Source organism: Microbacterium sp. DWRC1-3 (assembly GCF_049896645.1).
In the GTDB taxonomy this organism is placed as follows: Bacteria; Actinomycetota; Actinomycetes; order Actinomycetales; family Microbacteriaceae; genus Microbacterium; species Microbacterium maritypicum.
In genome coordinates this window covers 192608-215784 of record NZ_JAFCUS010000001.1, presented here as the reverse complement: position 1 = coordinate 215784, position 23177 = coordinate 192608, and the positions used below count along the sequence as shown (strand labels likewise).

Below are 23177 nucleotides of genomic sequence, written 5' to 3'. Positions count from 1 at the left end.
CGTTACTCGGTGTCCTGGTCGGTTCCGCCGCCGCCGATGACGTCGGAGGCCGATTCGCGGATGTGGTCGACGAAGCCGTACTCGAGCGCTTCCTCGGCCGTGAACCAGCGGTCGCGGTCACCGTCGGCGTTGATCTGCTCGACGGACTTCCCGGTCTGGGCCGCCGTGATCTCGGCGAGGCGGTTCTTCATCGACATGATGAGCTGCGCCTGGGTCTGGATGTCGCTCGACGTTCCGCCGAAGCCACCGTGCGGCTGGTGCAGCAGCACTCGCGCGTTGGGCGTGATGTACCGCTTGCCCTTGGTGCCCGCGGTGAGCAGCAGCTGGCCCATCGAGGCGGCCATACCGATGCCGACCGTGACGATGTCGTTCGGCACGAACTGCATCGTGTCGTAGATCGCCATGCCGGCGGTGATGGAGCCACCGGGCGAGTTCACGTAGAGGTAGATGTCTCGCTCGGAGTCCTCTGCGGCGAGAAGAAGGATCTTCGCGCAGATCTCGTTCGCGTTCTCGTCGCGCACCTCCGACCCCAGCCAGATGATGCGGTCCTTCAGCAACCTGTCGAAGACGCTCGTTGCGAGGAGGGGTTCTGCAGCCATGTCAGCTCCTGATTCCGTGTTTCAGTGATTCGAATCTACCGGCGTCAACGCAGCACCCAGGCCGTGTTCGCCGTCGGCATATCAGGTGTCGGCGTCCGCGATCTCGCGGGCATATGCCGTCATCGACCGGTGGTAGCGCGGCAGATGCGGCACCAGGGCGAGCAGAGCCACCGACAGACCCTGCGCCGGCCGTCCCGCGCTCGCGAGGATGAGGGCATGGACGCACGCGATGGCGTCGCGATACGGACCGTCCGCCGACAGCTCCTCCTCGGCGCGGATCACGGCGAGAGCGTCGTCGTACTCGCCGAGGTTCCGCAGAGAGCTGGCCATCTGGATCACGCACTGCGGGCGATGCTCCTCGTCCAAGCCCAGCGTCAGGGCGCGCCGATACAGCACGACGGCCTCCGCCGGCCTCCCCGCGGAATCCCGCGCACCACCGCGCTCGAACTCCGCACGAGCGTCATCCGGTCCGCGTTCGGCGGCGAGGGCGTCGATGCGGGCGATCGTGTCGTCGCCGACCTCTTCGCCTGTCGCGTCATCCCACACCTCGTCGATGCGCTCATCCCACGTCTTCATCACTGTCCGCTCCCTGTATGGAAAAGAGGGCGGATGCCGCAGCATCCGCCCTCTTCACTGGATCGTGTCCGATCACTCGGCCTTGTCGGCCGCCTTCTTGGCCGGAGCCTTCTTGGCGGCGGGCTTCTTGGCAGCCGGCTTCTCGGCCTCGTCAGCCGCGTCGGCCTTCTTGGCCGGAGCCTTCTTGGCAGCAGGCTTCTTGGCAGGAGCCTTCTTGGCCGGCTTCTCCTCGACCTCGGCGGACTCGGCCTCGGCGGCCTCGTCGTCGGTGACGATGAAGTCGGACAGATCGACGGGCTTGCCGTTGCTGTCGACGACCTTCACCTTGCCCAGGGCGATCGCGAGGGCCTTGTTGCGGGCGACCTCACCGACGAGCGCCGGCAGCTGGTTCGAGGACTGCAGCGCCTCGACGAACTCCTGCGGAGCCATGCCGTACTGCGCAGCAGACTGGATGAGGTACTGGCTGAGCTCTTCCTGCGACACCTGCACATCGGCCTGCTCGGCGATCGTGTCGAGGAGAACCTGCGTGCGGAACTGCTTCTCGCTGGCCTCGGTGACCTCGGCGCGGTGCACCTCGTCCTCGAGACGGCCCTCGCCCTCGAGGTGGTTGTGCACCTCGTCTTCGATGAGCTGCGGCGGGACCGGAATCTCGATCTGCTCGAGCAGCACCTCGACGAGCTTGTCGCGCGCGGCGGAGCCCTGCGTGAAGACGCCCTGCTTAGCGACGCGCTCGGCGAGGCTCTCGCGGAGCTCGGCGATCGTGTCGAACTCGCTCGCGATCTGCGCGAAGTCGTCGTCGGCCTCGGGGAGCTCGCGCTCCTTGACCGCCTTGACCGTCACGGAGACCTCGGCCTCGGAACCGGCGTGGTCGCCGCCGACCAGAGCCGAGCGGAACGTGGTGTCCTCACCGGCGGTGAGCGACTCGATCGCGTCGTCGATGCCCTCGAGCAGCTCGCCGGAGCCGACCTCGTAGGAGACACCCTCGGCGCGGTCGATCTCGGCGCCGTCGATCGTGGCGACGAGGTCGAGCTCGACGAAGTCGCCCTTCGCGGCGGGACGGTCGACCGGGACGAGCGTGCCGAAGCGGGCGCGCATGTTGTCGAGCTCTGCGTCGAGCGCGGCGTCATCGGCCTCGACGGCGTCGACCGTCACCGTGATGCCGTCGTAGGAGGGCAGCTCGATCTCGGGACGGACGTCCACCTCGATGTCGACGAGCAGGTCGCCCGAGAAGTCCTTCTCGTTCGGCCACTGCGTGATGTCGGCGGCCGGGCGGCCGACGACGCGCAGCTTGTGCTCGACCGTCGCGTCGCGGAAGAACTTGTCCAGGCCCTCGTTGACGGCGTGCTCGATGACGGCGCCACGACCGATGCGCTGGTCGATGATCGGAGCCGGGACCTTGCCCTTGCGGAAGCCGGGGATCTGCACGTCCTGAGCGATGTGCTCGTACGCGTGAGCGATGCTGGGCTTGAGGTCGTCCGGGGTGACCGTGATGGTGAGCTTGACCCGGGTCGGGGTCAGCTTCTCGACGGTGCTGTTCGCCATGCTGGTGTGTTCTCCTTGTGATTTCCGCTTCGAATCGCGGCTGTAAGGTCCGTGGGGGCCGTGTCGGGGCGACAGGAGTTGAACCTGCGACCTCCCGCTCCCAAAGCGGGCGCTCTACCAAACTGAGCTACGCCCCGGGGAATCCGCACGCGGATTCAGCCCCACCGAGTCTAACGGACAGGAGCATGCGTCAGAGTCCGGTATAGTCGATGAGTCGGTACCGAACCTTTCCGAAGGTGCGGATCCGGGGCTGTAGCTTAGTGGTAAAGCCTCTGTCTTCCAAACAGATGATGCGAGTTCGATTCTCGTCAGCCCCTCCACTCCAGAAGGCCCCCACCATCGGTGGGGGCCTTCTCGCATTCCTGTCCCTCCCGTCGAATACGCTGACAGCACCGCTGCACGCAGTCTCCGACCGGAAGGCACCATCGAATGGGTCAGACGCTTCGCGACGGCGGGCACCAGCTGCCCGTCCAGTTCTCCGCGGCATCCTCCGCCCCTGTACCGACGCCGCCACGCCGAAGCACGCGCACCGGACTCCTTCTCGGCCTGCTCGGTGGAGCCGCCGTGATCGCGGCGTTGGCCATCACTCAGGTGACCTCGAATCTCGGATACGACAGCGCCGCGTCGCAGTACGAGAGCGCCGCCGAGACGACGTCGAGCGCGAAGGCGCAGGTGCGCGACGATATCGCCGACCTGCGTGCCGCAACCGATGCGGCCGGACGGGTCATCTCGGGAGGGAACCAGCCGATCGCCGTGCCCGACGATGTGCATGCCAGGCTCGCCTCAGCGGTCGAAGACAGCACCGCCACGGCCTCGGACGCGGATGGCGTCGTCGCGACGGACATCCCTGCCGTTGGTACGAAGCCCGGCTGGTTCTGGGAGCTGTTCGGCGCCACGTCGGAACTGGACGAGCGACTCCGCGACGTCGATGCCCTCGCCGACGAGCTCGTGGACGCCTCGACCGATATCCAAGACGCACGGGCGACGGTGACCGAGAGCGGTCTGGCTGTGATCACCACCGCGGGCGAGGCCGCGCCTGGGTTCGAAGGCGCTCATCTCTCGGCGCGCACCGAAACCGTGATCGCCCTGCGCGACGCGGCCGCGGAGGCGACGGCCGCGACGGCGGTGGATGAAGATGCGGCCACGGCCTACCTCGCCCTGCAGGACGCGGCTGCGCAGGTCATCGCGACCGAGAACGAAGAGCTGGCGGAGAAGGCAGGGCCGCTTCTGGACACCCGGCTCGAGATCGAGGCGTTCGCGCGGTCCCTCGCTCCCGGCGTGCTTCTCGACTTCGACTGGGCGCCGGTGGTCAGCGGCGCCGGCTACAACGGCAGCATGGGCGGCTATACGACCTGGTGGTGGGGAGAGAAGGGGCGGGCGACCATCGCACTCTCGAACTCGGTTGCCGAGCAGTGGCCGGGCGTCCGGAGCAAGGCGCTCGTCGCACACGAGGTCGGGCATGCGATCAGTGTCAAGTGTCAGAGCATGTACGACTCCTCCACGCAGGACAGCATCGAGAAGTGGGCGACCGCCTGGGCCATCAGCATGGGCTACACCGACGATGCCAACGGGGTCTGGGCATACGGATACCCTCCGCAGAACTACATCGACGCAGCGGCGGGCTGCCGCTGAGCACGGTCTCCGGATACGGAAGAAGCCGCCGCGATCACTCGCGGCGGCTTCTTCTAGGTCAGACCGAGGTCACTGTCCCCGGCGCTCACGCAACTGCGTGAGAGCATCGTCGAGAAGCTGGACGGCTTCCTCGTCGGTACGACGCTCCTTCACGTAGGCGAGGTGAGTCTTGTACGGCTCCGCCTTCGCGAGCGCAGGAGGATTCTCCTTGTCGCGACCGGCGGGGAGACCGGACTGCGGGTGATCGATCGTCTCCGGGATCTCCTCTTCCGGGAGACCGGCGGCGAAGTACCGCACGGTCTCGTTGCCGAGGCCGTCCCAGTACGAGACCGCGATGCGGTCGGCGTGATAGCCGTGGTCCTGCTCGCCCATGGGGCCGGAGCCCACTCGGGTTCCGCGGATCGCGTTTCCACCGGTTGCCATCAGATGACCTCGAATTTCGTGATGAGGCCCAGCGCGACGATGGAGACGAACCACGTCAGAGCCAGGACGACGGTGAAGCGGTTCAGGTTCCGCTCCGCGAGTCCGGAAGAGCCGACCGCAGAGGTCATGCCTCCACCGAACATGTCGGACAGGCCACCGCCGCGACCTTTGTGCAAGAGGATGAGGAGGGTCAGCAGAACGCTGGTGATACCCAGCACGACCTGCAGGACGAACTCGAGAATTGCCACGAGAAAGAGCCTTTCGCTGGGGCCGGAGCGCCCCCGTAACGGTCAAGTATACGGTGCAGCGGGGCCGAAGCCCCGCTGCACTCACACGCCGACGTGCTTCTCGAAGCGGATGATCGCGGCGAACTCGTCCACGACGAGGCTCGCCCCGCCGACCAGAGCGCCGTCCACATCGGGTTCGCGCATGAAGCTGGCGATGTTGCCCGACTTCACCGAACCGCCGTAGAGGATGCGCGTGCGCGCGGCCGCTTCGTCGCCCAGAACCTTCGCGATGACGGCGCGCAGTGCGGCGCAGACATCCTGCGCCTGCTGCGGGGTCGCCGCCTGGCCGGAGCCGATCGCCCATACGGGCTCGTAGGCCACGACGATGTCCGCCTTCGGCGAGACACCCTCGAGCGCGGCTTCGAGCTGCGACACCGGAACCGCACTGGCGCCGAACTTCTCGAGGTCGCCAGCGGTCTCACCGACGCAGATCACGGGCACGAGGCCGTGCTTGAGCGACGCCTTCACCTTGGCGGCCACGATGTCGTCGCCTTCGGAGTGGTACTCACGACGCTCGGAGTGTCCGATGATGACGTACTTCGCGTCGAGCTTCGCCAGGAACGCCCCGGAGACCTCGCCGGTGTACGCACCGGAGTCGTGCGCCGACACGTCCTGCGCACCGAGCGCGAACGGGATCTTGTCCGCATCGATGAGCGTCTGCACGCTGCGGATGTCGGTGAAGGGCGGGAAGACCGCCACCTCGACGGACCCGTCCTCGTGCTTGGCATCCTTCAACGTCCAGTGCAGCTTCTGCACGAACGCGACCGCCTGAAGGTGGTCGAGATTCATCTTCCAGTTTCCCGCGATCAGCGGGGTACGGGAGTTCACGCCCATCCGAGGACCTCCAGCCCAGGTAGTTTCTTGCCCTCGAGGAATTCGAGGCTCGCGCCGCCGCCGGTCGAGATGTGACCGAACTGGTCGTCGGAGAATCCGAGCTGACGCACGGCCGCCGCGGAGTCACCGCCGCCCACCACGCTGAGGCCGTCGACCTCGGTGAGCGCCTGCGCCACGGTCTTGGTGCCGGCCGCGAACGCGGGGAACTCGAACACGCCCATCGGGCCGTTCCAGAACACCGTCTTCGACTCGCGGATGACCTCCGCGAAACGCTCCGCCGTCGCAGGGCCGATGTCCAGTCCGATGCCGGAGGCACCGAACGGCGTCGACTCGATCGCGTCGGCTGCGGCGACTTCGTGCGCGGCGTCCGCGCCGAAGGATGCGGCGACCACGACATCGGTGGGGAGCACGAGCTCCACGCCACGCTCGGCGGCCTCCGCGATGTAGCCGCGAACCGTCTCGAGCTGGTCCTCTTCCAGCAGGCTCGACGCTACGGCGTGGCCCTGTGCCTTCAGGAAGGTGAACAGCATGCCGCCGCCGACGAGGATCCTGTCCACCCGCGGAAGCAGATGCGAGATGACGCCCAGCTTGTCGCTGACCTTCGATCCGCCGAGGACGACCGCGTACGGGCGCTCCGGGTTCTCGGTCAGACGATCGAGCACATCGAGCTCGGCGGCGATCAGCAGGCCTGCCGCCGACGGGAGCAGCTCGGCGAGCTCGTAGACGCTCGCCTGCTTGCGGTGAACGACCCCGAACCCGTCGGAGACGAGAACGTCCCCGAGCGTTGCCAGCTCCGCGGCGAACGCGGCGCGGGTGGCGTCATCCTTCGACGTCTCCCCCGCGTTGAACCGCAGGTTCTCGATGACGACGACCCCGCCGTCCTCGAGCGAGGCGACGGCCTCCTGAGCCGACTCGCCGACGGTGTCGCGTGCGAAGGCGACAGGAGCGCCAAGCAGCTCGGACAGCCGCTGGGCCACCGGCTCCAGGCTGTACTGAGGATCGGGCGCGCCATCCGGGCGGCCGAGGTGGGAGCACACGACCACGCGGGCACCCGCGTTGATCAGTGCATTGAGGGTCGGCAACGAGGCGCGGACACGGCCATCGTCCGTGATGATCCCATCCCGCAGGGGGACGTTGAGATCACAACGGACGATGACGCGCTTGCCCTCGAGCGACCCCAGTGTGTCCAGGGTGCGCAGAGTCATGTGTCTGACCTTAGAGGCGTTCGGCCACGTACTCGGTCAGGTCGACGAGACGGTTGGAGTAGCCCCACTCGTTGTCGTACCAGCTGGAGACCTTGATCAGGTTGCCGCTGACGTTGGTGAGCGTCGAGTCGAAGATCGACGAGTGCGGGTTGTGCACGATGTCGCTCGAGACGATCGGGTCCTCGTTGTACTGGAGGAAACCGGCGAGGCGCCCCTCGGCAGCAGCCTTCTTGTACGCCTCGTTGACCTCGTCGACCGTCAGGTTCTCGCGGTCCGTGATGAGGGTGAGGTCGACGATCGAGCCGGTGGGAACCGGGACGCGGTACGAGGAGCCGCTCAGCTTGCCCTGGAGCTCCGGCAGCACCTCTCCGATGGCCTTGGCGGCACCGGTGGAGGCGGGAGTGATGTTGATCGCGGCGGCGCGTGCACGGCGGAGGTCGCTGTGCGGGCCGTCCTGCAGGTTCTGGTCGGCGGTGTACGCGTGCGCGGTCATCATGAAGCCGCGGTCGATACCGAAGGCGTCGTTGAAGACCTGTGCCAGCGGTGCGAGGCAGTTCGTGGTGCAGGACGCGTTGGAGATGATGTGATCCGTCTCCGGGTTGTACGTGTCCTCGTTCACGCCCATGACGAACGTGCCGTCGACGCCGGTGCCCGGTGCCGAGATGAGGACCTTCTTCGCGCCGGCCTCGATGTGCTTCTTGGCGAGCTCGGCCTTGGTGAAGAAGCCGGTCGACTCGATCACGATGTCGACACCCAGCTCGCCCCACGGGAGGCCTGCGGGGTCGCGCTCGGCGAACGCCTTGATCGTCTTGCCGTTGACGGTGATGCTGTCCTCGTCGTAGCTGATCTCGGCGTCGAGGACGCCGCCCACCGAGTCGTACTTCAGCAGGTGCGCCAGGGTCTTGTTGTCGGTGAGGTCGTTGACGGCGACGATCTCAAGGTCCGCTCCCTGCGCGAGAGCCGCGCGGAAGTAGTTGCGTCCGATGCGGCCGAAGCCGTTGATACCGATCTTGACAGACACTCAGGTCTCCCTGTTTCTCGTGCGCTGCACGCAGCTTTCCAGCAAGCGTGAAGCGCGGGGTTTTTTGGCTGAGAGGGCGTCCCGACGAGCCGTGGCCCGTCGGGACGCGACCCGATTACGACAGTACCAGCAGGCCGTTCGTCTGCTTACGGGCGACCTCGAGGCGCTGGGCGACGTTCTCCCAGTTCGCGATGTTCCACGCGGCCTTGACGTAGTCGGCCTTGACGTTGAGGTAGTCGAGGTAGAAGGCGTGCTCCCACATGTCGAGCTGGAACAACGGGATCGTGCCCTGCGCGGTGTTCGACTGCTGGTCGAACAGCTGCTGGATGATCAGGCGCGAGCCGATCGAGTCCCAGCTGAGCACCGCCCAGCCGGAGCCCTGGATGCCGGTCGCTGCAGCCGTGAAGTGGGCCTGGAACTTCTCGAACGAGCCGAAGTACTCATCGATGGCCGCCTTCAGCTCACCCTCGGGCTGGCCTCCGCCGTTCGGCGAGAGGTTCGTCCAGAAGATCGAGTGGTTGACGTGACCGCCGAGGTTGAAGGCGAGGTCCTTCTCGAGCTTGTTGACGTTCGCGAGGTTGCCGCTCTCGCGGGCCTCGGCGAGCTGGTCGAGCGCGGTGTTCGCGCCGGCGACGTAGGCCGCGTGGTGCTTGTCATGGTGCAGTTCCATGATCTTGCCGCTGATGTGCGGCTCGAGAGCTGCGAAGTCGTAGGGAAGGTCGGGGAGCGTGTAGGTCGCCATATCGCTTTCATCCAATCCGCGCCGCGCCGCGGCGCTTGCCGATCCTCCGCGCCGCCGATGTGCGGCGTAGAGCGGACGTGATTCATCCTACTGACGACAACACGGCTGCGTCCCCGATCCTTCCGTCGTATGACGAAGACCCGCCGCCCTCATGTCGGGCGGCGGGTCTTCGTCGAAGGGTGCGGGGTCAGACGTCGAGTCCGACGGGGACCGCGGCTTCCGTTCCGGGGATGCCCTCCTGCTGGGCGCGCTTGTCGGCCATCGCGAGCAGGCGGCGGATGCGGCCGGCGACGGCGTCCTTCGTCAGGGGCGGGTCGGCGTGGTGGCCGAGCTCATCGAGGCTGGCATCGCGGTGCGCGAGACGCAGCTCGCCGGCCACCTTCAGATGATCGGGCACCTCGTCGGCCAGAATCTCCAGCGCACGCTCGACGCGCGCGCACGCGGCGACGGCAGCCTGCGCGGAACGGCGCAGGTTCGCGTCGTCGAAGTTCACCAGACGGTTGACGCCGGCCCTCACCTCACGGCGCTGACGGAGCTCTTCCCACGCGATCGCGGTCTTCTGGGCGCCCATCTCGTTGAGGATGGTGCGGATGGCCTCCCCCTCGCGCACGACCACGCGCGGCATGCCCCGCACCTCGCGCGCCTTGGCGGCGACGCCGAGTCGGTGAGCGGCGCCGACGAGCGCCATCGCCGCCTCCGAGGACGGGCAGACGACTTCCAGCATCGCCGAGCGTCCGGGCTCGCTCAGAGTGCCCGCAGCGAGGAACGCACCGCGCCAGAGACCCGCGACCTCGGCGCGCGAGCCGGTGGTGAGCCGGTTGGGCAGCCCCCGCACAGGACGCCGACGCTGGTCGAGCAAGCCGGTCTGACGGGCGAGGGTCTCCCCCTGCGCGATCACACGCACCGCCCAGCGGGCGCCGTCGTTCGCGGTGCTCGACTGCACCTGGGCGATCTCGGGTCGCACACCGTAGATCTCGGCGAGGTCACGCGCGACGCGGCGCGCGAGAGTCTCGGCATCCACCTCGGCCTCCACGGCCACACGACCGGCGATCGAATGCAGACCGCCGGCGAACCGGAGGATGGCGGTCACTTCCGCGACTCGCACCGTCGGGGGTGCATTGCGGATGCTGACCAGCTCGGCCTTGACGTCGGTGGTTAGTGCCACGACACTCCTTCACGTTCACGCGCCGGATCGCGACGCAAACGTCCAGCTTACTCGGCCGGGCGGCCCACTACTCTCGGCCGAGGTCCCGGTGACGGACGTTCACGGCGACGCCGGGGATCGCGGCCAGACGGCGGCCCAACTCCTCCGACATCGCCACGGAGCGGTGCTTTCCCCCCGTGCAGCCGATCGCGATCGTCGAGTGGCTCTTGTTCTCACGCTGATATCCCTCGAGCACCGGTGCCAAGGCCGCGGAGTACGCATCCAGGAATTCCATCGCGCCGTCGCGGGAGAGCACGTAGTCCCGGACCTCCTCGTCCTGGCCCGTCAAGCCTCGAAGCTCCTCGTTCCAGAACGGGTTCGGCAGGAACCGCATGTCGGCGACGATGTCGACATCGGTCGGCAGCCCGTACTTGAACCCGAAGCTCAGCAGGGTGACGCGATGGCGCGCCTGGCCCTCCTCCGAGAAGATGTCGGAGACCTGGGTCGCGAGCTGGTGGATGTTGAGGGTCGAGGTGTCGATGACGAGGTCGGCCGCTTCGCGGATCGGCGCGAGCCGGGCACGCTCGATGCGGATGCCGTCCAGCAGGGTGCCTTCGCCCTGCAACGGATGCGGTCTGCGCACGGACTCGAACCGACGCACCAGCACGTCGTCGGACGCGTCGAGGAAGAGCACCCGCACGGAACCCCGTGAACGCAGCGCACGCGCCACCCCGGGGAAGTCGTCGAAGAGATTGCGGCCGCGCACATCGACCACGGCCGCGACCTTCGGAAGGGCGGTGCCGCCCATGTCGGTCAGATCCAGCAGCGGACGCAGGATCTGCGGGGGCAGGTTGTCGACCACGTACCAGCCGAGATCCTCGAGTGCGTTCGCCACCGTCGTCCGACCCGCGCCGGACATTCCCGTGACGATGAGGAACTCGCCCTTTTCCCCGTCAGCCATTGCTCAGTGCTCCCTCTCCCCCTCAGCCTCCAGCCTAGCGAGTGGACAGGTGCGTGTGGATGTTCTGAGCGAGCACGGGACCGATTCCCTGGACTTCTTCGATCTGCCCCGGCTCGGCCGCACGCAGAGCGGTGACCGAGCCGAAGTGCTTGAGCAGCACCTTGATGCGCGCGGCGCCGAGCCCCGGAACCTCGGCAAGCACCGAACCGATGTCGTTTCGCCGCTTCTTGCGCTGATGAATGATCGCGAACCGGTGCGCCTCGTCGCGCAGACGCTGCAGCAGGTAGAGCGCCTCACTCGTGCGAGGCAGGATCACTGGGAAGTCGTCTCCGGGGAGCCAGACCTCTTCGAGTCGCTTGGCGATGCCGCAGACTGCGATCTCGGTGTGTCCGGCATCGCGCAGCGCTCGCGCCGCGGCTTCGACCTGCGGTTGGCCGCCGTCAACCAGGAGCAGCTGAGGCGGGTAGGCGAAACGGGGCTTGCGACGCACCGTCGCCTCGCCGACGTCTTCCGCGACGACCTCGTCGGTCGTCGGGTCGATCGTCTCCGACTCGTCAGGACGATCGAGATAGGCGAGCCGACGACGGAGCACCTGGTACATCGAGTCCGTGTCGTCCGTGGTCTCGGCGATGTTGAACGATCGGTACTGATCTTTGCGGGGCAGCCCGTCTTCGAAGACCACCATCGACGCCACGACATTCGTGCCGCCCAGGTGCGAGATGTCGAAGCACTCGATGCGCAGGGGCGCCTCGTCCATGCCGAGCGCCTCCTGCAGGTCTGTGAGTGCCTGCGTGCGCGCGACATAGTCGGTGGTGCGACGGGTCTTGTGCCGGATGAGCGCCTGCTGCGCGTTCAGAGTCGCGGTGCGCATGAGGTCGGCACGCTGACCCCGCTGCGCGACCGCGATCTCGACCTTCTTGCCCCGACGCTCGCGCAGCCACTCCTCGAGCTCCGCGGCGTCGTCGGGCAGGGTGGGGACCAGGATGCGCCGCGGAACGTCCTGTGCCTCGCCGTAGGCCTGCTGCAGCACCTGCTCGACGAGCTCGCCGCTGGAGATGTCGATCTCCTTCTCGATCGTCAGCGCGCGCACACCGCGCACTCTGCCACCGCGGATCACGAAGTGCTGCACCGCAGCGGCCAGCTCGTCCTCGGCGATGCCGAACAGGTCGGCATCCTCGTCACTGGGGAGCACGAGTGCGCTCTTGCCGAGTACCGCCTCGATCGCGGAAAGCTTGTCGCGATACTTCGCCGCCGCTTCGTAGTCCATCGCCGCGGAGGCCGCCAGCATCCGCTTGGTGAGTTCACGGGTGAAGCGCTCGTCGCCACCGGCCATGAACGCGACGAAGTCGTCGACCATGGCGCGGTGCTCCGCGATGCTCACCGTCATCGAGCACGGACCACCGCACTTGCCGATCTGGCCGGGGAAGCACGGCCTGCCCGTCTGCATCGCGCGCCGGTAGCTGGAGTCGCTGCACGTACGGATTGGGAACGCCTTGACCATCAGGTCGATGGTCTCGTGCACCGCCCACACCTTCGGGAACGGACCGAAGTACCGCGCCCCCGGGATCTTCCGGTTGCGGGTCACGATCACGCGGGGCGCTTCGTCCGCGAGCGTCACCGCCATGAACGGGTACGACTTGTCGTCTTTGTAGCGCACGTTGAAGGGCGGATCGAACTCCTTGATCCACATGTACTCGAGCTGCAGCGAATCGACGTCGGTCGGCACGACGGTCCACTCGACGGAGGCCGCGGTGGTCACCATGCGCCGCGTGCGCTCGTGCAGCGTGCGCAGCGGCGCGAAGTAGTTCGAGAGGCGCTGACGAAGGTTCTTCGCCTTGCCGACGTAGAGCACCCGACCGGCGGCGTCGCGGAAGCGGTACACGCCGGGGTCGGTGGGGATCTCCCCCGGCCTCGGCTTGTACGACAGGACGTCGGCCATCAGCTGGCCTTCCGCGCGGAGCGCCCCTCACCCAGGATCTCGGAGAGGAACAGACCGGTGTGACTCTCCTCGACGCGCGCGATCTGCTCCGGTGTGCCCGTGGCGATGATCTGTCCGCCGCCGGAACCGCCCTCGGGTCCGAGGTCGATCACCCAGTCGGCCGACTTGATCACATCGAGGTTGTGCTCGATGACGATGACCGTGTTGCCCTTGTCGACCAGACCGCCCAGCACCTCGAGGAGCTTGCGGACGTCTTCGAAGTGCAGACCCGTCGTCGGCTCGTCGAGCACGTAGATGCTGCGCCCGTTGCTGCGGCGCTGAAGCTCGGTCGCCAGCTTGACGCGCTGCGCCTCACCGCCCGAGAGCGTCGTCGCCGACTGGCCGAGCCGCACGTAGCCGAGCCCGACGTCGACGAGCGTCTTCATGTAGCGGTGGATCGCCTGGATGGGCTCGAAGAAGTCGGCTGCCTCCTCGATCGGCATCTCGAGCACCTCGGCGATGTTCTTGCCCTTGTAGTGCACGGCGAGCGTGTCGCGGTTGTAGCGCTTGCCGTGGCAGACCTCGCAGTCGACGTACACGTCGGGCAGGAAGTTCATCTCGATCTTGATGGTGCCGTCGCCGGAGCAGGCCTCGCAGCGGCCGCCCTTGACGTTGAAGCTGAACCGGCCGGGCTGGTAGCCACGGACCTTCGCCTCCGGCGTCTCGCTGAAGAGTGTGCGGATGCGGTCGAACACACCCGTGTAGGTGGCCGGGTTCGACCTCGGCGTACGGCCGATCGGCGCCTGGTCGACATGCACGACCTTGTCGAGGTTGTCGAGTCCGGTCACCCGTGTGTGCTTGCCGGGAACGGTGCGCGCACCGTTCAGCCGCGACGCCAGCACCTGGTAGAGGATGTCGTTGACGAGCGAGGACTTGCCGGAGCCGCTGACCCCGGTGACCGCGGTGAGCACGCCGAGCGGGAAGTCGGCCGTGACGTTGCGCAGGTTGTTCGCACGAGCGCCCACGACGCTCAGCATCCGCTTCTTGTCGATCTTGCGCCGCTTCGCCGGCATGGGGATCTCGCGGCGACCTGAGAGGTACTCCCCCGTCATCGACGCGCGGTCCTCGAGCAGGGCCGAATAGGGCCCGGAGTGCACGACCTCGCCGCCGTTGACGCCGGCGCCGGGGCCGATGTCGACGACCCAGTCCGCCGCTTCGATGGTCTCTTCGTCGTGCTCGACCACGATCAGCGTGTTGCCGAGGTCGCGCAGCGCGAGCAGCGTCTCGATCAGACGGCGGTTGTCACGCTGATGCAGACCGATCGACGGTTCGTCGAGCACGTAGAGCACCCCGGTCAGGCCGGAGCCGATCTGCGTCGCCAGGCGGATGCGCTGGGCCTCTCCGCCCGAGAGCGAGCCCGCCGAGCGACTGAGGTTGAGGTAGGACAGTCCGACCTGCAGCAGGAAGTCGAGACGGAGACGGATCTCGCGAAGCACCTGCGCGGCGATCTTCGCCTCACGGTCGGTGAGCGTGAGGGTCTCCATGAAGGCGCGCGCGTCGGCCAGGCTGAGATGCGAGACCTCGGCGATCGAGTGACCGTGCACCTGCACGGCGAGGACCTCCGGCTTGAGACGGTTGCCGTCGCACACCGGGCACGGCACCTCGCGGAGGTACTCGCCCCAGCGATTGCGCTGGTTGTCGGACTCGGCCTGCAGGTACTGCCGCTCGATGTACGGCACCACGCCCTCGAACCCGGATGTGTACCGCATCTCTCGGCCGTAGCGGTTCTTCCACTTGACGGAGACCTTGTAGTTCTCGCCGCGCAGCACCGCGTTCTGCACATCGGAGTGGAGTTTGCGCCAGGGGGTGTCCAGCGAGAAGTCGAGGTCGTTCGAGAGCCCCTCCAGCAGGCGTTCGTAGTACTGGAACAGCCCCTTGCCCTGAGTGGTCCACGGGATGATGACACCTTCGCGGATCGAGAGGTCTTCATCGCCGAGCATCAGGTCGACGTCGACAGACATGCGCGTGCCGAGTCCGGAGCAGGCGGGGCAGGCGCCGAAAGGCGCGTTGAACGAGAACGTGCGCGGTTCGATCTCGGTGAGCGTGAGCGCGTGCCCGTTCGGGCACGCCAGCTTCTCGGAGAAGGTCTGCCAGGCGTCGTCGCCTTCGCCGTCGACGTAGTTGATCTGCACCACGCCGCCGGCGAGGCCCAGAGCGGTCTCGACCGAGTCGGTGACGCGTCCGAGGATGTCGTCGGAGGCGACGAGACGGTCGACGACCACCGCGATGTCGTGCTTGTAGCTCTTCTTCAGCGTGGGCGGCTCGGCCAGCTGGATGAGCTCGCCGTCGACGATCGCGCGGGAGTATCCCTTCGCGCCGAGTTCACGGAAGAGGTCGACGAACTCGCCCTTCTTCTGCGACACGATCGGCGCGACGACCTGGTAGCGGGTGCGCTCGGGAAGCTCCATGAGCTGATCGGCGATCTGCTGCACGGTCTGACGCTGGATCCGCTCACCGCATTCGGGGCAGTGCGGGATGCCGATTCGCGCCCAGAGCAGACGCATGTAGTCGTAGATCTCGGTGATCGTGCCGACGGTCGACCGCGGGTTGCGGTTCGTCGACTTCTGATCGATCGAGACGGCGGGGCTCAGGCCCTCGATGAAATCGACGTCCGGTCGATCGACCTGACCGAGGAACTGGCGCGCGTACGCGCTCAGCGATTCGACGTAGCGACGCTGCCCCTCGGCGAAGATCGTGTCGAACGCCAGGCTGGACTTCCCCGATCCGGACAAGCCGGTGAACACGACGAGCGAGTCGCGCGGGATATCGATGTCGACGTTCTTGAGGTTGTGGACGCGGGCACCGCGGACACTGAGTTTTCCGGAGGAGGCAACGGGGACGATGGGCACCGAACAAGTCTACGAGGGGCCACGGACATTGGCTCCGCGAGGACGCTGACCCACACCTCAGTCCTATACCTGAGGCACCTTCCGCGGAGCATCCGACCTCCGCACGGCTCGCACCGCGAGCAGCACCCCGAGCACGAGCGCCACGGCGGCGAGCGGGGCGAGCGCCGCGATCCCATGGTCGACGTTCGAGGGCGCGAGCACCCACACGCCGAAGACGACAGGTTGCGCCAGCAGCTGCACGACGAGGAAGCGCGCAAGGCTCGGCCACAGCACGGCGAGGGCGACGCGCGAGGAGATCGGGATCTCGAGACTCACCGATGCGAGGACGTGGATCGCGGGAACGAGCAGCACGGCGAGGGCTGTGCGTCCCGGATCCGATTCGGTCAGGAGGACGCCCAGAACGAGGCAGGCGGCCCCGAACCACGCCGCCAGTGATCGCGGGAGCGCCACCGCGACGAGAGCGGTGACGACCGCCACCCCCTGCCACAGGGGGAAGGGAACGAGCACGACAGCGCCGCCCCACACGATCGCGAGGATCAGGAGGCGGACGGTGATCCCGGGAACAGCGGCACGCACCCGGAACGAACGGAGACCGCGCGTCATCGCCGCACCGTCCGCATCCGTCGCTGGCGAAGGGCAGCGAGCCGCATCGCGACGTCGATGTCGGGATCCGTCCATGCGACGACCTCGACCCCGGCATGTCGGAGCTCGACGAGGATGTCGGAGCGTTCAGCGAGCAGCGTGCGCAGTGCGATGCGCTGCTCACGAGTGAGCCGACTCCGGTCGGGAATCGGGAGCACATCGACCGCGACCACGACATGACCCGCCGCCCGCCACCGGGTGGCCAGCTGAGCGGCGACGCCGTCGAAGAACGTCGAGAGCACGAAGACGATGGATCCCGACGGCACGACCGGCGACCGCCGGTACCGGGACACCTCCTCGCTCTGTCCGGTCGCCGCGATCATGTCCCGCACGCGTGCGAGGTGGCGCGGGCCGCCACCCGAGGGAAGACTGCGGCCGCCGGGCGACAACGCGTGGTACGCGACCCGATCACCGACACCGACCGCCGCTGTGGCGATGGAGAGGGCAGCCTCACGCGCGAGATCCAGCGAGGTGACTCCTGACCGGTCGGCGTCGTCCGCTCCCCAGGAGGCGACCACGGTCCCCAGATCCTCCGCGGTGTCCACGGCGATCACCACCGAGGAATCGCTGAGGGTCGTGCTGCGTCGAACGAGGAGTTCGCCAGGTCGACGGGCCGCGCGAGCCGTCGCCCGCCAGTCGACGCGGCGCAGCTCGTCGCCGGGGACGAACGGATGGATGTCGCGGAAGTCACCGCCCTGACCGGGGCGGACACCTTCGTGGGCGCCGTGCAGACCCGTCAGCCGGCGAGCGACCGGAAGCTGCCCGATCCGGACCTGCCTGGGCGGGGTGTTCCACTCCAGCACGACGCGGGGGCCGGCTTCCGAGACCCATGCGCCGTCGAGCGCGACGCCGCGCACGGTCACTCCGAGGAGCTCCACAGGACCGGAGTGCTGCAGGCGGTTGCGGGTGAGGAGGATGGAGTGCCCCGGTCGCGCATCGGCGAGCCCGGACCGCCGCGCCTCCTGATCGATCGCCACCTGGACCCAGTCGCTGTCGAGGATCGCATCGACTTCCGCCATGACCTCCGACGAGTCTCCCGAACCCTCGACATGCGCACGCAGTTCGATCGACATCGTGGAATCCCGAGGCCGACGCATCAGCATCCATGCTGTCCCGAGGGCGAGCGGAAGTCCGATGCCGACGACATCGGGCCGCGAGAACACCAGGCCCACGGCAGCCAGGATCGCCGAGCCGGCGACGCCGATCGCGATCACGGGCGTCCGGCTCCAGCGCGCAGAGGAACGCGCCGTGACGCGGACCGGCTCGGTCACCGCACCGCGGCCACGGTCGGCGGCACGGGCGTGCTCTCGACCACCGCGGCCACGACAGTCCGGGGGTCGATTCCCTGTGCCCACGCCTGCGGCGTGAGCGTGAGGCGGTGCGCGAGCACCGCCTCCGCGATGCGTTTGATGTCGTCTGGACGGACGAAGTCTCGTCCGTCCAGCGCCGCGAGTGCGCGACCGAGCAGCACGAGAGACTGCGATCCGCGCGGCGAGGCTCCGACGGCGACATGCGTCGCCTCCCGCGTGGACTTCGTCAGCTCCACGCAGTACCTGGCGACATCGGCGTCGACATGGATCCTCTCGACGGCTGCTTGGATAGCGAGGAGACCTGCCGCGTCGACGACGGAATCGACGGACGCATCGGGACTCTGTCGGCGGACGCGGTCGAGGATGATGCGCGTCTCGTCCTCCGGTGCGGGGTAGCCGACGGCGAGGCGCACCATGAAGCGGTCGAGTTGCGCCTCGGGAAGCGCGTACGTCCCCTCGTACTCGATGGGGTTCGAGGTCGCGATCACGTGGAACGGCAGTGGGAGCGGGAAGCTGTTCCCCTCGACGGTGACCTGATGCTCCGCCATGGCCTCCAGCATCGCCGACTGGGTCTTGGGGGTCGTGCGGTTCACCTCGTCGGCGAGGAGCAGCCCGGTGAAGATCGGCCCGGGCCGGAACACGAAGTCGCCGGTGGCCGGCGCGTAGACGTAGGAGCCGGTGACATCCCCAGGGAGCATGTCCGGAGTGCACTGCAGGCGACGGAAGTCGAGGCCGAGCGCCGACGCCAGACTCCGTGCGGCGAGCGTCTTCCCCAACCCCGGAACATCCTCGAAGAGCACATGGCCACCCGCGAGGATCGCAGCGAGGGCGATCGTGAGGGGCTCGTCCATCCCGACGACGGCGCCGCGGACGCTGTCGAGCACTCGACGCCCGGTCTCGGCGATCTGGGTGGTCTCCTGGCTGCTCATCCGGTCTCCTCCGTGTCGTTCGGGATTCGTTCGATCGCGTCGAGCACGATCTCGATGTCGGTGCGCTGCACTTCGCGACGGTGCAGGGCGTCGCGCACCCCCTCACCGAGGAGGGCGTCGATGCGAGCGTGCTGCGTGGGGTCGTCGAGGTCGAGTCCACGCAGGGCGAGGCGTCTTCTCAGCACGCTCTGCACCCGGCGCACGACGACGTGGCCGGCCACACCCGTACGCGTGTTGATCGCCCAGGCCATGCGCGACACCTCGGAGCCGCGCGAGTCGCGGCCGGGCTTCTCGGGAGGCCACGCAGGTCCGACCTCGATGAACTCCTGGCGGCAGGCGACGACCACTGCGACGACGAGGATCATCCACGCGAGCACGAACGGCACGGGGAAGCCCAGCTGCGCGAGCAGCAGGAGCACGGCCAGGGCGAGAACGCCGCCGATCCCCAGGATCAGCATCCGTCGCTTCATCGCCACCCCTCCTGGATGCCTCGGAGGCACTGGGAGGCGCGGGCTCGATCGCTCTCGTCGGCGTCATGACCGCCGAAGCGGACCTGCTCGTAGAGGGCGAGCAGGGTGACCACGTCGGCGGCGATTCCGGCGCGCCGACCGATGATACGCGCAGTGAACTCCGACGGGGTCTCATTGCGTCCTCGCCCGGCACCGGCGTCCGCCGCCGACTCCTCCAGGCCCACCCACGCTGCCACGATGCTGTCGCCGGGCACGGGGCGGTCGTCGATCGTCCGCAGGGCTTCCTCGATTCCTCGTCTGATCGTCGCCTCGTCAGGCTCGACATCCGTCACGGGCGCGGCCACGACCTGGATGGCGACCTGCGCCGCCTCTCGGCGCGCGAGCGGGCGGTCACGCCACAGCCCCACGAGGTAGCGGATCAGGAGCCGCATACCGAGGTAGGCCATCGCGAGCACAGCGGCGACGACGACCGCGGCGAGGATGGTGCCGATGATCGCGAGCAGCGGCGAATCCTCCGGAGGCTCCAACGGCGGGGGTGCGGTCTCCGTCGGCGCGGTCGGCAGGACATCCTCGCCAGTGCGCCCCTCGGTGTCGTCCAACCCTCCGCCGAACTGCGGAATCCCCTGCGTGGCCGCCGCGAACATGATCGTCGCGAAGAAACCTGTTATGGCGAGCAGCGGGAGCAGAAGCCTCGTTCGAGGCCGTTCTTCACCGGCACGCTGCCGCTCCGGGACCGAGGGCTCGGAGCGCGACATGCCTCCACCCTAGGGGGCTGCTCCCACGCCACGGGCCCGACCGCGCCGTGAGACGACTCGTCAGGCGAGGTCAGGGCGACGACCGGCGAAAGGGCCGAGACCGTCCCGAAGGGCCGCGATCTCGTCGACGCCCATGCCCACCGCCGCCATGACCTGGTGCGGAACGTCGATCGCCCGATCACGGAGGGCCGACCCCGCTGCGGTGAGCGTGATCTCCAGACGTCGTTCGTCCTCGCTGCTGCGCTGACGTGCGACCAGCCCCTCGGCTTCGAGCCGTTTCACCAGCGGCGATGCGGTCGCCGGCTCCATGGCGAGGTCGACCGCCAGATCGTTGAGCGTGCGCGGGGCCCTCTCCCACAGCGCCAGCATGACGAGGTACTGCGGATGCGTGAGGCCCAGCGGCTCGAGGATCGGGCGATACAGGGCGACGACGTTGCGCGCCGCTGTCACCAGGGCGAAGCAGAGCTGGTTCTCGAGCCGGAGCAGGTCGTCGGATGCCGTCACAAGGGAGACTATACATCTGCACTAATAGTTAGTACACTAACGAACATGGCAAAGGATTCCGACCGCCCACCCCTCCGCACTCGCATCCGCGACGCAGGAGGGTTGTACTCCTGGGTGAACACGAACCTCATCCGGTTCGCGGGGCCCGCATCCGTCGGCCCGTACGAGAAGACCCCGCCGCCCAGCGCTGCCGAACGCGCAGAGCGCGCCTGCCCGCTCTGCGGCGCCCCGATGACGAAGCACGAGATCGACCGCACCGGGCCCAAGACCCTGGTGCACTGCCCATAGCGTCAGTCCTGCTCCGGCGTCTCGACCGCCGAGCCCGTCGACTCGCGGGCGACATCGAGCCAGAACATGAGCTCCGTGTCGTCTTCGATGGCACCCGGCACCACGTCGATCCACCCCGAACCCATCGTGCGCGAACCCATCACCGCACGTGCGGCTCCGGGGTGCGTGAGCAGCGCCGCGCCGTTCTCGTCGTCGACGCGCACCAGGAGGACTCCACCGGGACGCGCTCCGACGAGGATGTGGCCGTCATCGAGGAACGCCCTGGTGCCGAACATGCGCCGCTCTTCGATCCAGGTGTCGGCCCCCAACAAGGCACGCACCCGGTCGGCCAGCTCGTTCCCCGCAGCGTCCATCGACCAGCCCCCGTCTACGCGTGTCCAGCGCGCTCCATGGCGCGGAGCTCCTTCTTGAGATCCTGCACCTCGTCACGCAGACGCCCGGCGAGTTCGAACTTCAGCTCGGCGGCCGCGGCGAGCATCTGGTCGGACAGGTCCTGGATCGTGGCCTCGAGCTGCTGCGCCCCCTCAGCTGCGATACCCGTGCGCCGCAGGTTGGGCGTCGGCGATTTGCCCTTGCCCGTCGCGCGGCCTCGACCCGACAGCATCTCCGCCGTGTCTGCACCCTCACGGGCGAGCACCTCGGTGATGTCGGCGATGCGCTTGCGGAGCGGCTGCGGGTCGATGCCGTGCTCCTTGTTGTACGCGACCTGCTTCTCGCGGCGCCGGTCGGTCTCCTCGATGGCCTTCGTCATCGAGTCGGTCATCTTGTCGGCGTACATGTGCACCTCGCCGGACACGTTTCGAGCGGCACGACCGATGGTCTGGATGAGGGAGGTGCCCGAACGCAGGAAGCCCTCCTTGTCGGCGTCGAGGATCGCGACGAGGGACACCTCTGGCAGGTCGAGACCCTCACGCAGGAGGTTGATGCCCACGAGGACGTCGTACACCCCGGCGCGCAGCTCGCTGAGCAGCTCGACGCGACGCAGCGTGTCGACATCGGAATGCAGGTAACGCACCCGCACCCCGTGCTCGCCGAGGAAGTCGGTGAGCTCTTCTGCCATCTTCTTCGTGAGAGTCGTGACGAGCACGCGCTCGTCACGCTCGACTCGCAGGCGGATCTCCTCGAGCAGGTCGTCGATCTGACCCTTCGACGGCTTCACCACGATCTCCGGATCGACAAGGCCCGTCGGGCGGATGATCTGCTCCACGATGCCGTCGGCGATCCCCATCTCGTACTTCCCGGGGGTGGCCGAGAGGTAGACCGTCTGCCCGATGCGGTTCTTGAACTCGTCCCATCGCAGCGGCCGGTTGTCCATCGCGCTCGGCAGACGGAAGCCGTGGTCGACGAGCGTGCGCTTGCGAGAAGCATCGCCCTCGTACATGGCGCCGATCTGCGGCACAGTCACGTGCGACTCGTCGATCACCAGCAGGAAGTCATCCGGGAAGAAGTCGAGCAGGGTGTGCGGCGGCTCGCCGGGCGCGCGCCCATCCATATGCCGCGAGTAGTTCTCGATACCGGAGCAGAAGCCCAGCTGCTGAAGCATCTCGAGGTCGAAGGTGGTGCGCATACGCAGACGCTGCGCCTCGAGGAGCTTGCCCTGCCGCTCGAACTCGGCCAGACGCTCTTCCAGCTCCGCCTCGATCGTGCCGATCGAACGCTGGATGACGTCGGTGCCGGCCACGTAGTGCGAAGCCGGGAAGATCGGTACGGCGTCGAGCTTCTCGATCACCTCTCCGGTCAGCGGGTGGAGCGAGTACAGCGCCTCGATCTCGTCGCCGAACAGCTCGATGCGGATGGCGTGCTCTTCGTAGACGGGGATGATCTCGATGGTGTCGCCACGCACACGGAAGTTGCCCCGCGAGAAGTCGACGTCGTTGCGGTTGTACTGCATCGCGATGAACTGCCGGATGAGCGCGTCACGGTCGTAGCGCTCCCCCACCTGCAGCGCGACCATGGCACGCAGGTACTCCTCCGGCGCCCCGAGCCCGTAGATGCACGACACTGTCGAGACGACGATGACGTCGCGGCGGCTCAGCAGGGAGTTCGTCGTGGAGTGGCGCAGTCGCTCGACCTCGGAGTTGATCGACGAGTCCTTCTCGATGAAGGTGTCGGTCTGGGGCACGTAGGCCTCGGGCTGGTAGTAGTCGTAGTACGACACGAAGTACTCGACCGCGTTGTTCGGCATGAGTTCGCGGAACTCGTTCGCGAGCTGAGCGGCCAGCGTCTTGTTGTGCGCGAGCACGAGCGTCGGGCGCTGGACCTGCTCGACCAGCCAGGCCGTCGTCGCGGACTTTCCGGTACCGGTCGCGCCGAGCAGGACGACGTCGGTCTCGCCCGCGTTGATGCGTGCCGCCAGGTCGGCGATGGCCTTGGGCTGGTCGCCTGCAGGCTCGTACTCGCTGATGACCTCGAAGGGTCGGACACTGCGCGTGGGTTGCATACCTCCAGCGTATGCCGCCCCTCCGACATCGAGGCCGTCGCCCGAT

Annotated in this window: 23 protein-coding genes and 2 tRNA genes; 3 read left to right on the top strand and 22 right to left on the bottom strand. The window is 67.7% G+C overall.

Annotated elements, in window-relative coordinates:
- Positions 1-2: 2 nt before the first annotated feature.
- From ACP699_RS01025 to ACP699_RS01010, 4 genes are all read right to left on the bottom strand, one after another.
- The gene (locus ACP699_RS01025; RefSeq protein ID WP_017830295.1) at positions 3-599 is read right to left on the bottom strand and encodes an ATP-dependent Clp protease proteolytic subunit; all 597 of its coding nucleotides are present in this window, start codon (positions 597-599) and stop codon (positions 3-5) included.
- A gap of 81 nt (positions 600-680) precedes the next feature.
- Positions 681-1175 carry a tetratricopeptide repeat protein gene (locus ACP699_RS01020; RefSeq protein WP_055872365.1) on the bottom strand — a complete coding sequence of 165 codons (495 nt, stop codon included), beginning with the start codon at positions 1173-1175 and terminating at the stop codon, positions 681-683.
- A gap of 72 nt (positions 1176-1247) precedes the next feature.
- Positions 1248-2717 carry a trigger factor gene (gene tig / locus ACP699_RS01015; protein ID WP_426168428.1) on the bottom strand — a complete coding sequence of 490 codons (1470 nt, stop codon included), beginning with the start codon at positions 2715-2717 and terminating at the stop codon, positions 1248-1250.
- Between the two features lie 63 nt (positions 2718-2780).
- Positions 2781-2854: transfer RNA gene (locus ACP699_RS01010), tRNA-Pro, on the bottom strand.
- A 109-nt stretch (positions 2855-2963) separates the two neighbouring features.
- On the opposite strand from ACP699_RS01010, the gene ACP699_RS01005 reads away from it, so the two are divergent.
- Together ACP699_RS01005 and ACP699_RS01000 are read left to right on the top strand one after the other, a co-directional pair.
- Positions 2964-3037, top strand: a tRNA-Gly gene (locus ACP699_RS01005).
- Between the two features lie 109 nt (positions 3038-3146).
- Positions 3147-4349 (top strand): hypothetical protein, encoded by a 1203-nt coding sequence (locus tag ACP699_RS01000; protein WP_426168425.1) that lies wholly within the window; start codon positions 3147-3149, stop codon positions 4347-4349.
- A 69-nt stretch (positions 4350-4418) separates the two neighbouring features.
- Here the strand turns inward: ACP699_RS01000 and ACP699_RS00995 are convergent, their stop codons facing one another.
- The 16 genes from ACP699_RS00995 to ACP699_RS00920 all read right to left on the bottom strand — a co-directional run bounded on the left by ACP699_RS00995 (position 4419) and on the right by ACP699_RS00920 (position 20403).
- Positions 4419-4772, bottom strand: a complete 354-nt coding sequence (locus tag ACP699_RS00995; protein ID WP_017830291.1) for an RNA polymerase-binding protein RbpA — start codon at positions 4770-4772, stop codon at positions 4419-4421.
- Positions 4772-5020, bottom strand: coding sequence for a preprotein translocase subunit SecG (secG, locus tag ACP699_RS00990; RefSeq protein WP_017202783.1), 249 nt, complete (start codon positions 5018-5020; stop codon positions 4772-4774). Before secG ends, ACP699_RS00995 begins: the two co-directional genes overlap by 1 nt.
- Positions 5021-5101: 81 nt before the next feature.
- Positions 5102-5893, bottom strand: coding sequence for a triose-phosphate isomerase (gene tpiA, locus ACP699_RS00985; RefSeq protein ID WP_021201515.1), 792 nt, complete (start codon positions 5891-5893; stop codon positions 5102-5104).
- A complete protein-coding gene (locus ACP699_RS00980) occupies positions 5884-7098 on the bottom strand; it encodes a phosphoglycerate kinase (protein ID WP_055867482.1) in 1215 nt (404 codons plus the stop codon). The genes tpiA and ACP699_RS00980 overlap by 10 nt, the downstream gene beginning before the upstream one ends.
- Positions 7099-7108: 10 nt before the next feature.
- Complete coding sequence (gene gap, locus ACP699_RS00975; RefSeq protein ID WP_017830288.1) at positions 7109-8119, bottom strand: type I glyceraldehyde-3-phosphate dehydrogenase; 1011 nt, start codon at positions 8117-8119, stop codon at positions 7109-7111.
- Between the two features lie 115 nt (positions 8120-8234).
- The gene (locus ACP699_RS00970) at positions 8235-8861 is read right to left on the bottom strand and encodes a superoxide dismutase (protein WP_017830287.1); all 627 of its coding nucleotides are present in this window, start codon (positions 8859-8861) and stop codon (positions 8235-8237) included.
- 187 nt (positions 8862-9048) lie between these two features.
- Positions 9049-10026 (bottom strand): DNA-binding protein WhiA, encoded by a 978-nt coding sequence (gene whiA / locus ACP699_RS00965; RefSeq protein WP_017202788.1) that lies wholly within the window; start codon positions 10024-10026, stop codon positions 9049-9051.
- A gap of 67 nt (positions 10027-10093) precedes the next feature.
- The gene (rapZ, locus tag ACP699_RS00960) at positions 10094-10966 is read right to left on the bottom strand and encodes an RNase adapter RapZ (protein ID WP_017830284.1); all 873 of its coding nucleotides are present in this window, start codon (positions 10964-10966) and stop codon (positions 10094-10096) included.
- 34 nt (positions 10967-11000) lie between these two features.
- Entirely contained in the window at positions 11001-12905 is a 1905-nt protein-coding gene (gene uvrC / locus ACP699_RS00955; RefSeq protein ID WP_426168414.1) for an excinuclease ABC subunit UvrC, read from the bottom strand.
- Positions 12905-15793, bottom strand: a complete 2889-nt coding sequence (gene uvrA / locus ACP699_RS00950; RefSeq protein WP_055867475.1) for an excinuclease ABC subunit UvrA — start codon at positions 15791-15793, stop codon at positions 12905-12907. Before uvrA ends, uvrC begins: the two co-directional genes overlap by 1 nt.
- A gap of 63 nt (positions 15794-15856) precedes the next feature.
- Positions 15857-16396, bottom strand: coding sequence for a hypothetical protein (locus ACP699_RS00945; RefSeq protein WP_426168410.1), 540 nt, complete (start codon positions 16394-16396; stop codon positions 15857-15859).
- On the bottom strand, positions 16393-17706 hold the full coding sequence (locus tag ACP699_RS00940; protein ID WP_426168407.1) for a DUF58 domain-containing protein: 1314 nt from the start codon (positions 17704-17706) through the stop codon (positions 16393-16395). Before ACP699_RS00940 ends, ACP699_RS00945 begins: the two co-directional genes overlap by 4 nt.
- Positions 17703-18674: an AAA family ATPase gene (locus ACP699_RS00935; protein ID WP_288969218.1), complete on the bottom strand. Its 972-nt coding sequence runs from the start codon at positions 18672-18674 to the stop codon at positions 17703-17705. The genes ACP699_RS00940 and ACP699_RS00935 overlap by 4 nt, the downstream gene beginning before the upstream one ends.
- Positions 18671-19144, bottom strand: coding sequence for a hypothetical protein (locus tag ACP699_RS00930; RefSeq protein WP_426168403.1), 474 nt, complete (start codon positions 19142-19144; stop codon positions 18671-18673). Before ACP699_RS00930 ends, ACP699_RS00935 begins: the two co-directional genes overlap by 4 nt.
- Complete coding sequence (locus tag ACP699_RS00925; protein ID WP_288969220.1) at positions 19141-19899, bottom strand: DUF4129 domain-containing protein; 759 nt, start codon at positions 19897-19899, stop codon at positions 19141-19143. Before ACP699_RS00925 ends, ACP699_RS00930 begins: the two co-directional genes overlap by 4 nt.
- 60 nt (positions 19900-19959) lie before the next feature.
- Positions 19960-20403, bottom strand: coding sequence for a MarR family winged helix-turn-helix transcriptional regulator (locus tag ACP699_RS00920; protein ID WP_017830276.1), 444 nt, complete (start codon positions 20401-20403; stop codon positions 19960-19962).
- A 45-nt stretch (positions 20404-20448) separates the two neighbouring features.
- Here ACP699_RS00920 and ACP699_RS00915 point away from each other — a divergent pair, with 45 nt between their 5' ends.
- Entirely contained in the window at positions 20449-20691 is a 243-nt protein-coding gene (locus tag ACP699_RS00915; RefSeq protein ID WP_017830275.1) for a hypothetical protein, read from the top strand.
- Positions 20692-20693: 2 nt separating this feature from the next.
- Here ACP699_RS00915 and ACP699_RS00910 read toward each other — a convergent pair whose 3' ends face one another.
- Both ACP699_RS00910 and uvrB read right to left on the bottom strand, forming a co-directional pair.
- Complete coding sequence (locus ACP699_RS00910) at positions 20694-21044, bottom strand: TfoX/Sxy family protein (protein ID WP_235562489.1); 351 nt, start codon at positions 21042-21044, stop codon at positions 20694-20696.
- Positions 21045-21058: 14 nt separating this feature from the next.
- The gene (gene uvrB, locus ACP699_RS00905) at positions 21059-23131 is read right to left on the bottom strand and encodes an excinuclease ABC subunit UvrB (protein ID WP_127482217.1); all 2073 of its coding nucleotides are present in this window, start codon (positions 23129-23131) and stop codon (positions 21059-21061) included.
- Positions 23132-23177: the final 46 nt, after the last annotated feature.

Bases quoted from the DNA above. Each gene is read 5' to 3' on its own strand.
- ACP699_RS01025 (WP_017830295.1), bottom strand. From the start codon at position 599: ATGGCTGCAGAACCCCTCCTCGCAACGAGCGTCTTCGACAGGTTGCTG.
- ACP699_RS01020 (WP_055872365.1), bottom strand. From the start codon at position 1,175: ATGAAGACGTGGGATGAGCGCATCGACGAGGTGTGGGATGACGCGACA.
- tig (WP_426168428.1), bottom strand. From the start codon at position 2,717: ATGGCGAACAGCACCGTCGAGAAGCTGACCCCGACCCGGGTCAAGCTC.
- ACP699_RS01000 (WP_426168425.1), top strand. From the start codon at position 3,147: ATGGGTCAGACGCTTCGCGACGGCGGGCACCAGCTGCCCGTCCAGTTC.
- ACP699_RS00995 (WP_017830291.1), bottom strand. From the start codon at position 4,772: ATGGCAACCGGTGGAAACGCGATCCGCGGAACCCGAGTGGGCTCCGGC.
- tpiA (WP_021201515.1), bottom strand. From the start codon at position 5,893: ATGGGCGTGAACTCCCGTACCCCGCTGATCGCGGGAAACTGGAAGATG.
- ACP699_RS00980 (WP_055867482.1), bottom strand. From the start codon at position 7,098: ATGACTCTGCGCACCCTGGACACACTGGGGTCGCTCGAGGGCAAGCGC.
- ACP699_RS00970 (WP_017830287.1), bottom strand. From the start codon at position 8,861: ATGGCGACCTACACGCTCCCCGACCTTCCCTACGACTTCGCAGCTCTC.
- rapZ (WP_017830284.1), bottom strand. From the start codon at position 10,966: ATGGCTGACGGGGAAAAGGGCGAGTTCCTCATCGTCACGGGAATGTCC.
- uvrC (WP_426168414.1), bottom strand. From the start codon at position 12,905: ATGGCCGACGTCCTGTCGTACAAGCCGAGGCCGGGGGAGATCCCCACC.
- ACP699_RS00945 (WP_426168410.1), bottom strand. From the start codon at position 16,396: ATGACGCGCGGTCTCCGTTCGTTCCGGGTGCGTGCCGCTGTTCCCGGG.
- ACP699_RS00935 (WP_288969218.1), bottom strand. From the start codon at position 18,674: ATGAGCAGCCAGGAGACCACCCAGATCGCCGAGACCGGGCGTCGAGTG.
- ACP699_RS00930 (WP_426168403.1), bottom strand. From the start codon at position 19,144: ATGAAGCGACGGATGCTGATCCTGGGGATCGGCGGCGTTCTCGCCCTG.
- ACP699_RS00925 (WP_288969220.1), bottom strand. From the start codon at position 19,899: ATGTCGCGCTCCGAGCCCTCGGTCCCGGAGCGGCAGCGTGCCGGTGAA.
- ACP699_RS00915 (WP_017830275.1), top strand. From the start codon at position 20,449: ATGGCAAAGGATTCCGACCGCCCACCCCTCCGCACTCGCATCCGCGAC.
- ACP699_RS00910 (WP_235562489.1), bottom strand. From the start codon at position 21,044: ATGGACGCTGCGGGGAACGAGCTGGCCGACCGGGTGCGTGCCTTGTTG.
- uvrB (WP_127482217.1), bottom strand. From the start codon at position 23,131: ATGCAACCCACGCGCAGTGTCCGACCCTTCGAGGTCATCAGCGAGTAC.